This window comes from Caballeronia sp. LZ003 (genome assembly GCF_031451465.1).
Lineage (GTDB): Bacteria > Pseudomonadota > Gammaproteobacteria > Burkholderiales > Burkholderiaceae > Caballeronia.
Window position 1 is genome coordinate 31,320 of the sequence record NZ_JARUXJ010000234.1, and the last position, 13,728, is coordinate 45,047.

14 protein-coding genes are annotated in these 13,728 nt (G+C 59.3%); 11 read left to right on the plus strand and 3 right to left on the minus strand.

The genetic code is table 11. The annotated features are described in order from the left end of the window. Positions 1-5 precede the first annotated feature (5 nt). Positions 6-923 (minus strand): LysR family transcriptional regulator, encoded by a 918-nt coding sequence (locus QCE79_RS35975; RefSeq protein WP_250469903.1) that lies wholly within the window; start codon positions 921-923, stop codon positions 6-8. A 1,348-nt stretch (positions 924-2,271) separates the two neighbouring features. On the opposite strand from QCE79_RS35975, the gene QCE79_RS35980 reads away from it, so the two are divergent. After that, positions 2,272-3,162 carry a DMT family transporter gene (locus tag QCE79_RS35980; RefSeq protein ID WP_309853047.1) on the plus strand — a complete coding sequence of 297 codons (891 nt, stop codon included), beginning with the start codon at positions 2,272-2,274 and terminating at the stop codon, positions 3,160-3,162. Here QCE79_RS35980 and QCE79_RS35985 read toward each other — a convergent pair. Beyond that, complete coding sequence (locus QCE79_RS35985) at positions 3,134-3,406, minus strand: hypothetical protein (RefSeq protein WP_309853050.1); 273 nt, start codon at positions 3,404-3,406, stop codon at positions 3,134-3,136. The genes QCE79_RS35980 and QCE79_RS35985 overlap by 29 nt on opposite strands. A 158-nt stretch (positions 3,407-3,564) precedes the next feature. Here QCE79_RS35985 and QCE79_RS35990 point away from each other — a divergent pair, with 158 nt between their 5' ends. From QCE79_RS35990 to QCE79_RS36035, 10 genes are all read left to right on the plus strand, one after another. Then, a complete protein-coding gene (locus tag QCE79_RS35990; RefSeq protein ID WP_309853053.1) occupies positions 3,565-4,383 on the plus strand; it encodes an ABC transporter permease in 819 nt (272 codons plus the stop codon). A gap of 82 nt (positions 4,384-4,465) precedes the next feature. Then, positions 4,466-5,470: an ABC transporter substrate-binding protein gene (locus QCE79_RS35995; protein ID WP_244831402.1), complete on the plus strand. Its 1,005-nt coding sequence runs from the start codon at positions 4,466-4,468 to the stop codon at positions 5,468-5,470. Positions 5,471-5,532: 62 nt separating this feature from the next. Beyond that, complete coding sequence (locus QCE79_RS36000; protein WP_250510592.1) at positions 5,533-6,006, plus strand: MaoC/PaaZ C-terminal domain-containing protein; 474 nt, start codon at positions 5,533-5,535, stop codon at positions 6,004-6,006. Between the two features lie 21 nt (positions 6,007-6,027). Next, on the plus strand, positions 6,028-6,870 hold the full coding sequence (locus QCE79_RS36005; protein ID WP_250469898.1) for an ABC transporter ATP-binding protein: 843 nt from the start codon (positions 6,028-6,030) through the stop codon (positions 6,868-6,870). A gap of 17 nt (positions 6,871-6,887) precedes the next feature. After that, positions 6,888-7,700, plus strand: a complete 813-nt coding sequence (locus QCE79_RS36010) for an enoyl-CoA hydratase/isomerase family protein (protein WP_309853059.1) — start codon at positions 6,888-6,890, stop codon at positions 7,698-7,700. After that, on the plus strand, positions 7,697-8,458 hold the full coding sequence (locus QCE79_RS36015; RefSeq protein ID WP_244831398.1) for a hypothetical protein: 762 nt from the start codon (positions 7,697-7,699) through the stop codon (positions 8,456-8,458). The genes QCE79_RS36010 and QCE79_RS36015 overlap by 4 nt, the downstream gene beginning before the upstream one ends. Positions 8,459-8,480: 22 nt before the next feature. Next, the gene (locus QCE79_RS36020; protein ID WP_250469895.1) at positions 8,481-9,332 is read left to right on the plus strand and encodes a fumarylacetoacetate hydrolase family protein; all 852 of its coding nucleotides are present in this window, start codon (positions 8,481-8,483) and stop codon (positions 9,330-9,332) included. Positions 9,333-9,392: 60 nt separating this feature from the next. Beyond that, on the plus strand, positions 9,393-11,006 hold the full coding sequence (locus QCE79_RS36025; RefSeq protein WP_250495280.1) for an acyl CoA:acetate/3-ketoacid CoA transferase: 1,614 nt from the start codon (positions 9,393-9,395) through the stop codon (positions 11,004-11,006). 2 nt (positions 11,007-11,008) lie between these two features. Next, positions 11,009-11,815 carry a shikimate dehydrogenase gene (locus QCE79_RS36030; RefSeq protein WP_309853067.1) on the plus strand — a complete coding sequence of 269 codons (807 nt, stop codon included), beginning with the start codon at positions 11,009-11,011 and terminating at the stop codon, positions 11,813-11,815. A gap of 57 nt (positions 11,816-11,872) precedes the next feature. Then, positions 11,873-12,688 carry an IclR family transcriptional regulator gene (locus QCE79_RS36035; RefSeq protein WP_309853070.1) on the plus strand — a complete coding sequence of 272 codons (816 nt, stop codon included), beginning with the start codon at positions 11,873-11,875 and terminating at the stop codon, positions 12,686-12,688. 55 nt (positions 12,689-12,743) lie between these two features. Here the strand turns inward: QCE79_RS36035 and QCE79_RS36040 are convergent, their stop codons facing one another. After that, on the minus strand, positions 12,744-13,130 hold the full coding sequence (locus tag QCE79_RS36040; RefSeq protein WP_309853073.1) for a hypothetical protein: 387 nt from the start codon (positions 13,128-13,130) through the stop codon (positions 12,744-12,746). Positions 13,131-13,728 lie beyond the last annotated feature (598 nt).

A 13,728-nucleotide genomic window follows, 5' to 3' on the forward strand; every position in this document is an offset into this window, starting at 1 on the left:
GCTCGTCAGTCGATAATCGCCGGAGCAGTTAAAGACTGTATGGTGCTGACTTTGCGCTCGCACAGACGTGCCGCAAAATGCTTGCGGATGATTTCGGAGACGTTGCGAACGACCGGTGATACATCGGATCGGCGTGAATACAATTCAATCGCGGTCGGCTCCAACGTTGGAAAACCGTCCGAAGGTTCCAAAACCCGGTGATGCTCGGTCACGGCGCTCTCGATCATGATCGACACAGCACTGCCGGCTTCCACGGCAGCGAGAAGTCCCTCGTGATTCAGACTCGTGTAGGCAATGCGCCAATCTTTCTTTTTCGCGTCGAGCGCTGCAATTCCCGCGCGCCGATAAAGGCATCCGTCTGGAAACACCGCCAGCGGTACAGGCTTTTGCTGATAGACGTCGCTACCCTGTTTGCAGACCCACATCAAACGCTCATGTCCCAAGGGCACGCCGTCGGGGCGAGAGGGATATTTCGTCGCGATAACCAGGTCGATGTTTTCAGTCTCCATGGACTCAAGCATCTTCCAGCTATGGCCGCAGCGGATTTCCATTTCGATGTTGGGAAACGTCGTCCCAATGGCGCCGAGAATGGGCGGCAACAAGCACGATGCGAATGTTTCCGAAGTCGCGAGCGTGAGTTTGCCGGCCGCAAGGCTATGCTTGAGCGAGAGAAACGCGTCTTCATGCGCTTCGATCAGCCGCTGGGCGATTCCGACGAATCGCTCGCCAATCGAGGTTAGCGTTACGGCGACGGTGTCTCTTTCGAACAGGCGCTCGCCTATCGATTCTTCGAGACGCTTGATCTTCATACTCACAGCCGACTGAGTACGATGAAGACGCGCGGCCGCCTGCGTGAAGTTGCGCGTGTCCGCAACCGCAACAAAAGCTCGGACAAGATCTAAATCAAAGTCTTGTGGCCTCACCTGGCCTTCTCCCTAAACAACGCGTGCGCCAAGTCGGCTACGGCGATTTCTCTCATGTCGATCAAACATCCAGTGCGCCTTACGTGCTTAACCAAGTTCGAATCTGCACGGCCGCAGTAGTTGAGTCTGCTCCGTTCGACCTTGTAATCGCAAAATAACGAAAGTTATAGTCAGTGGATTCAGGTATTTTACCTCGTAAAACCGCCCAGTCAGTTATAAAATTCACCGCCGCCTAGTTTTAGTATGATTAATAATTCAGTTCTTACCTGCTCGATACGGACCTTCACCTGATGCAACCCGTCAGGCGCTTCTATCGCCGTAGATCGCACGGTGGCGCCTAAACGAAAACCGCGAAAATCGAGGCATCCTCAAAGGTTAGCTCCATCATATTATCAACGCCAAAAATGGTGGGGCGTCGTCAAGGTTATATTCAGCAATTTTGGCCTTTGAATAAGGCAAAGCTTCTTGATGAGCGGTTGCTCAGTGTTGATGAACGGGAGCGATCCAGCGATGGCCATCTGTAAAGGGCGTAGTATGGCAGCATCGATCTTTGTGAAGTAAAGGCTCGAAGCTTATTTAAGAGCTGCTATTGATCCTTGCATCGACTTAAAAAGAAGGAAGATTCGCCAATAGCTTTATTTGAAGGGCGCCGCAGATCCAAATCGGTAACAAGTCGAGCGTCAATCTATAGCTTAAATGCGCATGAGCCGGCCAATCGCGATTAAAATCGACCAGTTCATACGAATAATCGAAGCGGGCAAATCGACGAATTTAGCAGCATCGAGAAAACACACTAGCACCACGCGCCGACGAAGCCTGCAAGTGCGGAAAGGAGAGGAACAGAAGGTTGTTCACGGATGCCAAAACGCGCGAGTCACGATAAACGAAGAAGGGAAGCTAAGATTGATTCCTGCGCCCCGGCCGGCTTGGCGACCGACCGGGGCGCAGGGCAGACAAGGCTCTGCTTGCTTATCGACTGCTCTCTCAGGTCCCTCACGTGCAAACGAGATAAGCGATACGCTGTCGCTCCAGTCGCTCCCTCCGACTTCAACGAATCTGGGAACGCTCACGCAAGGCGAACGCTACGCGTCACAACATACGCCCGCGCAAAAGGCGAAACGTCTTGTGACAAATTTTCGTATGCGTGCTTTCTAACGGCCAATTCATAAACTTCATTAGGCATATCAGCGACGCGAATGAGTCAGCGGAGAGCGTTCACGTAGGCCGTCCGAGGCGCCTTTACTTCTGGCCGAACTCATCTCTATGGTGAATGGCCGCCATCAGGATAATTCGTTGGGCGGTATTATAAGGATTCTGTAGATTTCAGGTAATTTAGCAGGGAAGGGCAATGAAAGAGCGTCGCGGAATTTTGGAACTTGTCTTTGCCATGCTTCTTTCGGGAAGCATCGGCATTTTCGTCGTTTCCTCGAATCAGCCACCCGCGAACGTCGTTTTCTTCAGATGTATTATCGCGTTCATTTGTCTAGTTCCGTATTGCGCTGCCCGTGGTCTTATCCGCCGAGAGTATTTTCAAGTCCGGCTGCTTTTGCCCATCATCGTCTCGGGAATCTTTCTCGTTCTAAATTGGCTGCTGCTGTTCAAAGCTTATCCGCTTATCGACATCGGGCTGGCTACGGTCATTTACCACGTCAACCCGTTCCTGGTGATTTTGGGCGGCGCCGTCGTCCTCCGGCAAGCGGTAAGCCGGAACGACATCTTATGGTCGGCCGTGGCGTTCGCCGGTTTGATCTGCCTGGTCGGGACCGCCAATGGCGCTCTAATGCTGGGCTCGGACGTGTTTGCCGGCGTTGTCCTGACGCTCTCAGCCTCCGCGCTGTACGCCGGCACAGTGTTGTTGTCTAAGGCTTCCGCGGGCGTTCCTCCCGCTGTCGTCGTCCTGGTGCAGACAGCGGTGGGCTCGCTGTTACTCGCTCCGCTCGCCGATTTCTCGGTTTTGCCGACGAGCACCAGCGAATGGGCTTGCCTCGCGACCCTCGGCGTCGTTCACACGTTTTTTCTTTACTGCCTGGTGTTCTCCGCGTATCAGAAACTCAGCGTCAAGGCGATCGCAATACTTTCGTTCATCTATCCGCTGTCCGCCGCTGCGTTCGACTACATCGTCTACGGCCACAAGTTCAGCATGGGTCAATGGCTCGGCGCGGGACTGGTGCTGCTGGGTATTCTCGGCGTCAAAACAGGATGGGCGCCGATCAAACTGCGGCGCGCGATAGCCCAGTGAGTTGGTTGCCCATCGCGTTTTCCAATGCCGCGCACTCCTTCCCGCGACGATCGAACGATGAAACGCATCCGCGCGGAATAACGTCGACAACGAGATTCATCGACCCATCTGCGTCAAATCCCACATCGATGTTCACGTACATCAGCGCGCAGCGACGGCGTTGATCATCGAAATCCGCTTCGCCAGCGATGAAGCCGTCGACTGAGAAATCAGCGTAAGGCTCACCGGCCACCTTTGTACGCAAGCGACCGAAGTCCCTTCCCAAACTTACAGTTCTCTGGGTTTGCCCCAATATTCAATCAACCAAGATTGAACGACATTCAATCTAAGAACGGCGCTGAATCTTCATGCGGTTGCCGTTTGTCAAGGCATCGAAAAAGTTCTGCTTCGGGAGCGTTCTCCATGAATCAAGCATCGGCGCGAGCACCGGCGACCCATCCACCTTCGGCGGCTCTAAGGCGCGCGAAGCGGATCGGCTGGCTATGCCTGCCACCGTCGACGTTCATTGCGCTCATCGTGCTATGGGCGGTTGCCATACCTGTATTCAAGATCCCGCCTTATCTGGTGCCTAGCCCGGCGGGGGTGTTCGCGCGCATCGTCACCGACTGGCGGGATATCTGGTCGAACTCGCTCATCACCATCGCGGAGATTTTGCTGGGCTTCGGCGTAACGGTGGTGACCGCCATCCCGCTTGGTCTTGCAATCGCGCTTTCGCGGGTTGCGCGGCAGATCGTGTATCCGCCGCTCATGTTCATGCAGCTGGTGCCAAAGATCGCGGTCGCGCCGCTCTTTCTCGTGTGGCTTGGATTCGGCATGGAGTCCAAGGTGCTCTTGACCGTGTTGATGACCTTCTTCCCGCTCTTGCTCGCGAGCATCAGCGGATTCCAGATTCTCGACACTCGCTTGCTGTATCTGACGAAGTCGATGGGCGCATCGTCCTGGCAAACCTTCCGCTTCCTTCGCCTTCCCGCAGCGCTGCCCGTGACTTTCTCGGGTATCAAGACTTCCGCCACGATCGCGTCCACCGCGGCAATCGTCGCCGAGTTCGTCGGCTCGAACAAAGGTCTGGGCTACGTGCTCCTGCGCGGGACCAGCACGATGGATGTCGAACTGACCTTCGCCGTCCTTGCCGTCCTCACGCTGATCGGCATTGCGATCAACTATGTCGTCGAATTCGCCGAATGGGCCATGACGCCGTGGCAACGTGCGAAGTTCAACTGAGGTCAACGCTCGGGCATTGGCCTGAGGCCAGTCGCCTACAACAAACGGACCGAGCGGGTCCAACTACAGAGGGAGCGCGACTATGCGCAGCACCATCGGCAAACTGTCTTCGGCAATCTTGACTTGCGCGCTCGCGACGGGTCTATGCGGGACGGCCGTCGCCGACACCGAGGTTCCTTTCCAGCTGAACTGGACCGCAGGCGGCGCGAACGCCGGTTTTGCGGCAGCGGTGGCGGAAGGGTTCTATAAGCAGGTCGGGCTCGACGTGAAAGTGACCGAAGGCAACGGCTCCGGCAATACGGCGCAACTCGTCGCAAACGGGCGCGCTCAACTTGCCTATGCCGACGCTGTTGCCGTGAGCCAGCTGATTGCCAAGGGCGCGCCGATGCGAGTCATCGCCACGATCTATCAATCGAACCCGAACGAAGTGTCGGCATTGAAGAAGTCGGGCATCAAATCGATCAAGGATCTCGCCGGGCACAAAGTGGGCGTTCCTTCCGGTTCCTCGCAAACGACCATGCTTCCGCTTTTCCTGCAGGCAAATGGCCTCAAGGAGTCGGACGTGACGCTCATCAGCATGCCCGTGGCAAGCATGGTGCCCGCGCTGCTGCAAGGCCAGGTCGATGCGATCCTAGGTTCAATGGATTCCTACCAGTTGCAACTCGAAGCCCAGGGCGCCGAACTCGTGAATTTCCGGTTTGCGGACTATGGCGTTCCGACGGTGAGCACGTCGATTTTCGCATCCAACGAATATCTAAAGGCCAATCCGGATCTCGTGAAGAAGTTCGTTGCCGCGAGCCTGAAAGGATGGAGCTTCGCCATGGATAACCCGGCGAAGGCGGTAAAGGATCTCAAGACGGTGTTCCCCAACGTCAACGAGAAGCTCGCTACCGCCGAGTTGGCCGCCATCACGCCGTTGTTCTGCAGCGGCGGCGCCAAAAGCGTAGGCAAGGCCGAGGATGCGTCATGGACCAGGACGCAAGATCTGCTCGCACAGGTCAAATTGCTTCCCGCCGGACAGAATCCGAAAACGTACTACACGGACGACTTCTTGCCGCCGGCGAACCAGTTGCGCGCGTGCAAATGAGCCGTCCGTTCGGACAGACTTTTTCGCACGACGGATATCGAATCACGACTAACGAGAAACACATGGGATACCGCTACTCGGATCTTCACGTAGGCATGCAATTTCGCAGTCCCGGACGAACGATCACGGACGCGGACCTTGTCGGGTTCGCGGGACTGACGGGCGACTTTTCGGAGTTGCATACGAGTGATGTGTACGCCAGAGCCAGCCAGTTCGGGCGGCGCGTCGCGCACGGCATGCTTGGACTCGCGTACGCGCACGGCTTGATGTGGGCGCGCACCGGCGAGTTGCGCGAGACCGCGATTGCCTTTCTCGGCATCAATGACTGGAAGTTCGTCGCGCCGCTGTTCGTTGGCGACACGATGTTCGTCGACTACGCGATCAGAGAGCTGCGCGACAGCAAGTCGAAGCCCACGCAGGCCATCGCGCTCTTCGACGTGAAGATCGTGAATCAGGACGGCGAAGTCGTGCAGCAGGGCACCAAGGCGCTTTTGTGCTCCAAGGTGCCGCTGGCCGCGGTCGAGAAGTCCGCCTGAATCAATGACATCGAGCCGATCATGCCTACTTCCGTACACGACGATATAACGCCGGCCGGTGTGCCGATCCGCATCGAGAGCGTCTCGAAGACTTTCGGCGAGGACACGGAGAAGCCGTTTCGCGCGCTGAAGCCAATCAACATGAACATCGAGGCGGGCGAGTTCGTGTCCGTCGTGGGACCGTCGGGCTGCGGCAAGAGCACACTCATGCTCATGGTCGCGGGTCTGCTTGCGCGCTCCGACGGGACGATCGTGGTGGGCGACCGGACTGTGGACCGGCCCGTGACGGATGTCGGCATCGCGTTTCAGGATCACCTGCTGCTCGACTTTCGCACGGCGATGGAAAACGTGCTCCTGCAGGCCGACATTCGCGGATTGCCCCGTGACAGGATCGAAGCGCGGGCGCGTGAGCTCTTCAACCAGTTGCGTTTGCAGCCTGCGGTCGACAAGTATCCCCGGCAGCTTTCCGGCGGCATGCGCCAGCGCGTGTCGCTGATTCGAACGCTGGTCCACGATCCTTCGCTCATTCTCATGGACGAGCCTTTCGGCGCGCTCGATGCGCTCACGCGTTTGCAGGTTCGCATGGATCTCGAAGCACTGTGGATGCGGCGCCGTCCCACTGTGCTGTTCATCACGCATAGCGTCGAAGAAGCCGTGGGACTGTCCGATCGCATCTTCGTCATGAGTCCGACACCGGGAGAAGTGGTGGACGAGATCGTCGTCGAGCTGCCGCGCCCTCGGCCGATCGTGCTCGGCGACGCTCCGGAGTTTGCGCGCTATGTCGACAGCATCTATGGCCACTTCGCACGCATGGGCGTGTTGCGCGGTATCGACGTTCCGCGTTCCCGCAGCGAGCAGACGTGAAGAACGGAGACCTTTTCATGGACACGTCCGGTTCGCCTCCCATCTCACACGCTGATGCCGCGAGCGAAGTCACCTTGTGGATAGACGGCCATGTCGCGGAGATCGGGCTCTCGAACGGTCCGCTCAATCTCGTCACGCGCACTCTGCTGCGTTCGCTCAACAAGGCGATCGACGCACTGGAGGCGCAAGCCGATCTGCGGTGCGTCATCGTGCACGGCGGCTCGGCGCGGGCCTTTTGCGCCGGCAGCGATATCAAGGAGTTCGCGGAAATCTTCGCCGACGCGAGCGAGAGAAAGATTCTTTTCGAGGACATGGTGCTGCGGCGCCTCGCCCGATTGCCCGCGCCGACCATTGCCGCAATGGACGGCCCCGCGCTCGGCGGTGGCCTCGAACTCGCGCTCGCGTGCGACCTTCGCGTTTGTCGTGCCGAGGTGGTGCTTGGACTGACCGAGTCGCGTCTCGGCGGTCTGGCAGGTAATGGTTCGCTGCGACTGACGCGGCTCATCGGCCCGGCTCGCGCGAAGGAGATGCTCTTCACCGGAAACACGATCAGCGCGCAACAAGCGCTGGCCTGGGGACTCGTCAACCGTATCGCGGAGACGGGCGCCGCACTCGAAACAGCACGCGCGCTGGCGCTCGAGATCTGCGCGCGCGGCCCGCTGTCGAACCGCCTGGCCAAGCAACTCGTCGATGCCGCGCAGGATCAGCCGCTCGATGCCGCGTTGTCGCTTTCAACCGTCGTTCAGCAAAGGATCTTCGACAGCCACGACCTTCACGAAGGCGTCGCCGCGTTCTTTGCCAAACGAGAACCCGAGTTCCTCGCACGATGAAACCCGACAGCCAAACCACGCCGGATAGCCTTGCTGCCAGCGCGCCCACGCACGACATGCCCGGTGCGACCAGCGCCGCGCTGCTAGGCCATGGCATCGTTCTCGTGTGGAACGACATCGAATTCGAAGGACGCGAGCAGTTCTACGCGTGGCACGACAAGGAGCACATTCCCGAGCGGCTCGCCATTCCTGGCTTCAGGCGCGGCAGGCGTTTTCGCCGGGCAGGCCATTCGCCCGAGTGGTTGACCATGTACGAGGCGGCCGATCTCGACGTCATGGTTTCGCCCGCATACATGGCGCGCCTCAATGCGCCGACGCCCGCGACCACGAAGACGCTCACGTACTTTCGCAATACCTCGCGCGCAGTTTGTCAGCCCGTTTGCAGTATCGGCGAGAGCAGCGGCGGCTATTTGTTTGCCGTTCGTATCGACCGGACGGGCGCCGCGGACAACACGCCGGAAGCTTACCTGCGCGACGTGGCTTTTCCACAGGCGATGCGCGCGACCGGCGTGCTCGCGTGTCATCTCTTCGCGTCGGATCAGGCGAGCTTCTTCGACACCGAAGAGGCGCGCACGCGCGAGTTCGATGTTCCGGCGTGGATCGTTCTCGTCGAGGCATCGACGGAAGAGGCCGCAAGCGAGGTGCATGCCCTGATCGACGTTCCGCATTTGCGCGATGCAGGCTTGCACATCAGGCCCGACGCCGCTGTCTATGCACTTGAAATCTGCCGCCTTGGCGCTTCCTCGCACCAATCCTGAACTCAACCCGCTCAACCCGAACATGAAACTCGTCCGACACGGCCAGCCCGGCCAGGAACAACCCGGCATTCTCGATGGCGACGGTCGCGTGCGCGATCTCACTGGCCATTGCGATGACTTCAATCCCGCGTTCTTTGCAAGCGGCGGCATCGAGCGCTTGCGCGCAATCGATCCGCACACGCTGCCCCTCGTAGATGCGTCCGTGCGCCTCGGCCCTTGCGTGGCGCAGCCCGGCAATTTCATCGCGGTCGGCTTGAACTACGTTCAGCACGCAATCGAAACCCATGCCGATATCCCAAAGGACCCCATTCTCTTCAACAAGGCGCCGTCCTGCATCTGCGGACCCGATGACGACGTCATCCTGCCTAAAAATTCCGTCAAGTCGGACTGGGAAGTGGAGCTGGCGTTCGTCGTCGGCCAGGAAGCGTACTACGTGAGTGAAGCCGAAGCGCTGAGCCGTATTGCGGGTTACTTCATCTGCAACGACGTCTCGGAGCGCGAGTTTCAACTCGAACGCAGCGGTCAATGGGTGAAGGGGAAGATGTCGCCGACCTTTGGCCCCATCGGTCCGTGGCTCGTTACCTCCGATGAGATCGAGGACGTGCAGAACCTCGGCTTGTGGCTCGAACTCAATGGCGAGCGCATTCAGAACTCGAACACGAACGACATGATCTTCACCGTCGCGAAACTCGTGTCGGACATGAGCCAATACGTCCGTCTCATGCCCGGCGACATCGTGACGACAGGCACGCCGCCCGGCGTAGGTCTCGGCATGAAACCGCCGAAATACCTAAAGCCAGGCGATCGCATGCGGCTGGGTGTCGAAGGCCTGGGCGTGCAAGAGCAGCGGGTCGTCGAATGGCGCGACCGATGACCGGCGCGACAGCCTGACGAGACCGATTTCCCATCCCGATTACGGAGCGATCAGCGAACCATGGAACGAATCACCGCGGACGAAGCGGCTCAACTCGTCGCCGATAACGATGCCATCCTGATCAGCGGTTCCGGCGGCGGGCATTCCGTGCCCGAGGCGCTTCTGGCTGCCGTCGAGCGCCGCTTCCTGGCGGAACGGAAGCCGCTTGGATTGACCTCGGTGAGCATCGTGGGTGTGGGCGACCGCGGTGAACTGGGCGCATCGCACCTCGCTCACGAAGGTTTGCTGCGACGGGCCATTACAAGCGCGCTCGTCGATTCGCCGGGACTCGTAAGACTCGCGGCGGAAGACAAGATCGAGGCTTACACATTCCCGCAGGGCGTGCTGTCGCAATTGATGCGCGAGATGGCGGGCGGCCGGCCGGGTCTCTTCACGAAGACGGGCTTATACACCTTCGTGGACCCGAGGCAGCAGGGTGCGCGGCAAAGCCCCTGCACGCCGCCCGCTTTCGTCGAAGTGACCGAGATTGCCGGCGAAGAGTGGCTGTTCTTCAAGCACATTCCGGTCGATGTCGCGTTCCTGCGGGGCACGACGTCCGACGAAGACGGCAACGTGACAATGGAGCAGGAAGCCGTATTCGGCGAGATGCTGGCAATGGCGCAAGCGACGCGGCGCGCGGGCGGCATCGTCGTGGTTCAGGTGAAGCGCATGGCGCGAAACGGTACTCTGCCCGCCAAGCACGTCAAGATTCCCGGCATTCTCGTCGATTTCGTCGTGGTGGAACCGGGACAGCGCCAGACCTATGCGACCGACTACGACCCGAGCTATTCCGGCGAGTTGCGTGTTCCTGTCGACCAGATCAGACCGCTGCCGTTCGGGCCGAGGAAGGTCATCGTCCGGCGCGCGGCAATGGAATTGTTCCCCGAGGCGATTTGCAACCTGGGTGCGGGCGTATCCACAGGGCTATCCACCGTTGCGGCCGAAGAGGGGCTGCTCGAAGCGGTGCATCTGACCAACGAGCAGGGACTTATCGGCGGCGCGCCCATTACGGGTCGCGATTCGGGCGGCGCCCAGAACTTCGCCGCGATGATCGAACAACCGTCGCAGTTCGACTTCTACGATGGTGGCGGCCTCGATCTCGCCTTCCTCTCGTTTGCCGAAGTGGACGCTCAGGGGAATGTGAACATCAGCCGGTTCGGCGACAAGATCATCGGTGTTGGCGGCTTCATCAACATCAGCCAGAACGCGAAATGCGTGATCTTCAGTGGAACGCTCACGGCGGGCGATCTCGACATTGGCTGGGAGAACGGGAAGACCGTCATTCGCAGGGAAGGGCGGCACATGAAGTTCGTGCCGAAACTCGAACAGGTTTGCTATAGCGCCCGGATTGGTCAGCAACGCAAGCAACTCACGCTTTTCGTCACCGAACGGGCCGTGTTTCGCGTCGGGCCGCAAGGGCTCGAGCTGATCGAGATCGCTCCGGGGCTGGATGCCGAACGCGATGTCGTCGCCCACATGGGTTTTCGGCCCGTGGTGTCGCCGCAGTTGCGTGAAATGGATGCCAGACTCTTCGAACCGGGCTTAATGAACCTGGCGCAAGACGTGCGCGCCAAGGCGCGTCGCCACCGTAGCCAGCGCGTGGCGCAATGGTACGAATCGCGCGGGAGAGGCTGAACATGGCGGACAGCATTCAGATCTCAGGTGCAACGCGTGTCTATGGCATCGTAGGCGATCCTGTCGTGCAGGTTCGATCTCCGGCGGTCTATACTGCGCGCTTCGCGCAGGAAGGCATCGATGCCGTGCTCGTCCCTCTGCACGTCCATGCAGATCGCTTCGACGACGCATTCCCCGCGCTGCTGGAGATTGTGAACCTCGATGGCTTGCTTATCACCGCACCGTTCAAGAAGCGCGCTTGCGCGTTTGCCCGACAACTCGGCGTGGCCGCGAAGACAGTCGGCGCGGTGAATGCGCTGCGGCGCGAGGCCGACGGTTCGTGGACCGGCGACATGTTCGACGGCGCCGGTTTCGTGCATGGCGTCGAGGCGCGGGGCTTGAGCGTCTCCGGCAGGCGCACACTGTTGTTCGGGGCGGGAGGCGCGGGCAGCGCGATTGCCGCGGCGCTTGCCGAAGCCGGCGTCGCTTCAATCTCCATTCTGGATATCGATGCCGAGCGCGCGGTTATCGTGGCAAGAAATTTGAGCGAAGCGTTTCCGCATACGCGAGCTGCTGGCGTATCGGACGCGCGCGGCGAGTTCGACCTGATCGTCAACGCATCGCCGGTTGGCATGTCCGCGGGCGACGGCTTGCCCGGCAACCTCGGCCCGCTGAAGAAAGACGTGCTCGTGGGCGATGTGGTTTTATCGGAAGAGCCGACGGCGCTCATCGCCCATGCGCAGCGATTCGGCTGTGCATGGGTCAACGGAAAGGACATGCATACCGGTCAGATCGAATCCATCACTTCGTTTTTTCTGACCGATAGATAGCATGTGTCGTCAGTGGCGCACGCGGCGAAATTTCAACCTCAACACGTCTGGATCGCTATGTCGCATGTTCCCGCTGAACGGTGTCTGGAAATCATCGCGCTCCTTGCCGAGGGCGCGAACACCTTGCCCCTCGGGGAAATCGCCGAGCGCCTGTCATTGCCGAAGAGCGGGGCACACCGGCTGCTCTCGACGCTCGTCGATCTTGGCTGGGTTGCCAAGGAGCCCGACACCGGCTTCTATCGGCTGACCATGCGCCTTGCGGTGATGGGGCAGCGGTTTTACGCGGCCACCGGCATTCCGAACATCTGTCAGCCGGTACTCAACAGGCTTGCGCACGAGACGCGAGAGTTCGTGCGTCTAGCCGTTGCGGACGGCGACACCCTCGTCTGGCTCGCGCAGGCGCAGGGCGCGACGGCAGGTCTCATCTACCAGCCACCCAGTTCCGCGACTGGGAGAGTCACGGTCTACTCGACGGCAACCGGCAAGGCATGGCTCGCTTCGATGCCTCGTGACCGGGCGATTCAAATCGTGGCCAGCATGGGCTTCGGAGAAGCCGACCGGCAAGGGCCCAATGTCGTGCGGTCTATCGAGGACCTTTTGAAGGAACTCGCGCTTACGGAAAAGCGTGGCTATGCGGTTGCGGTCAGCGAGGCCGAGCCTGGTGTTTCGGCTGTTGCCGTGCCGATAAGGGTGAACGGTCTTGGAACCGCGCTCGGCACGGTCAGCGTTGCGGGTCCAAGTGTTCGCATGACGACCGAGCAGATCGAGGAAATCGCCCCGAAGTTGCAGAGCACGGCGTCCGAACTCGCAGAACTGTGGCCGTTGAGACCAAGCGGGACCGCGCTACGTGAGCGAACGACGATGGTGGCTTGAGAGGTCCGTGGGCGACTATGGAAATCGGATGCATCGAAGAAGAATTTCACGCAGGCTATGTGACAAACAAAGGATGGCGGAGAACGTAATCAGGGGATGAACGTTCGCCGATCTTGTGTTCTTCGACGATAAACCCTAAGGCTATCAAAAGGGGCGGGAGAAATACACAGGTGACTTCACCTTGTATGTAAGCCCAATGTGCGAGATAGCTTCCTTCGTCGCTAAAAATATTTCTGCACGAGGCGCACCTGGTAAAGCCGCCGCTGTATGGCAGGGCTTTGCGAATCGCCTCTTGTATCATGTCCAGTCTTTCTATCGACGCGCGCAAATCCTGCTCGGCCAGCCTGCGTTTATCGTCATCATGGGCCTGATCCAACGCGCACCATGCTAAAGACACGGTGATAAGGGCATAAGATTCTTGCTTGCGGAGGCCTGCAGCCATCTAATGGGGTCCCGGTCCACTTCGCTTCGTCAGCGAGCGTAGCGCACGAATGGCTTCGTGCTGGCGTCCAGGCGTCTGGATAGTTGTTTGTCTTATGTTACAGGAGTTTAAGTGGCCGCTGATGGGGTCGCTGGGCGGGGTTTGTAGGAAGGCGCTGGATTAGCGCTTCGTGTAATTTTCGTTTCGACGTCCGGCTTGGATTTTGCGGTTCGTGTCAGGTGCGGGAAGGCCTTTAGCAAATGGTGACGGGGATCGTTGTGAGCGCTGTAGCGGGTGGCGTTGGTGACTGGTCGAACTCGTAGCCGTGCGGGAACTTTGTAGGTTCAGGGAAAGTAAGTGTGGATTGGAAGTCTTCCGTTATTTTTGGTCGGCTTGATCATATTAGACATAATAGTATTTAGCGCAGTTTATGTTTGTAGCGGCTAGATTGTAATGTCCGCTTTTAGCCAGATTCAAATGTCCGCTTCGAGCCGCCTAAGCTTACCCCGCGCCGATGCTTCGGCGCAGGAGACCGCGATGGCTGCAACGGACACGATTACCATGTCGATGCGCGAGTTGGACCGATTCAAAGTGATTCAGTCAGTGGTCGACGGACTGC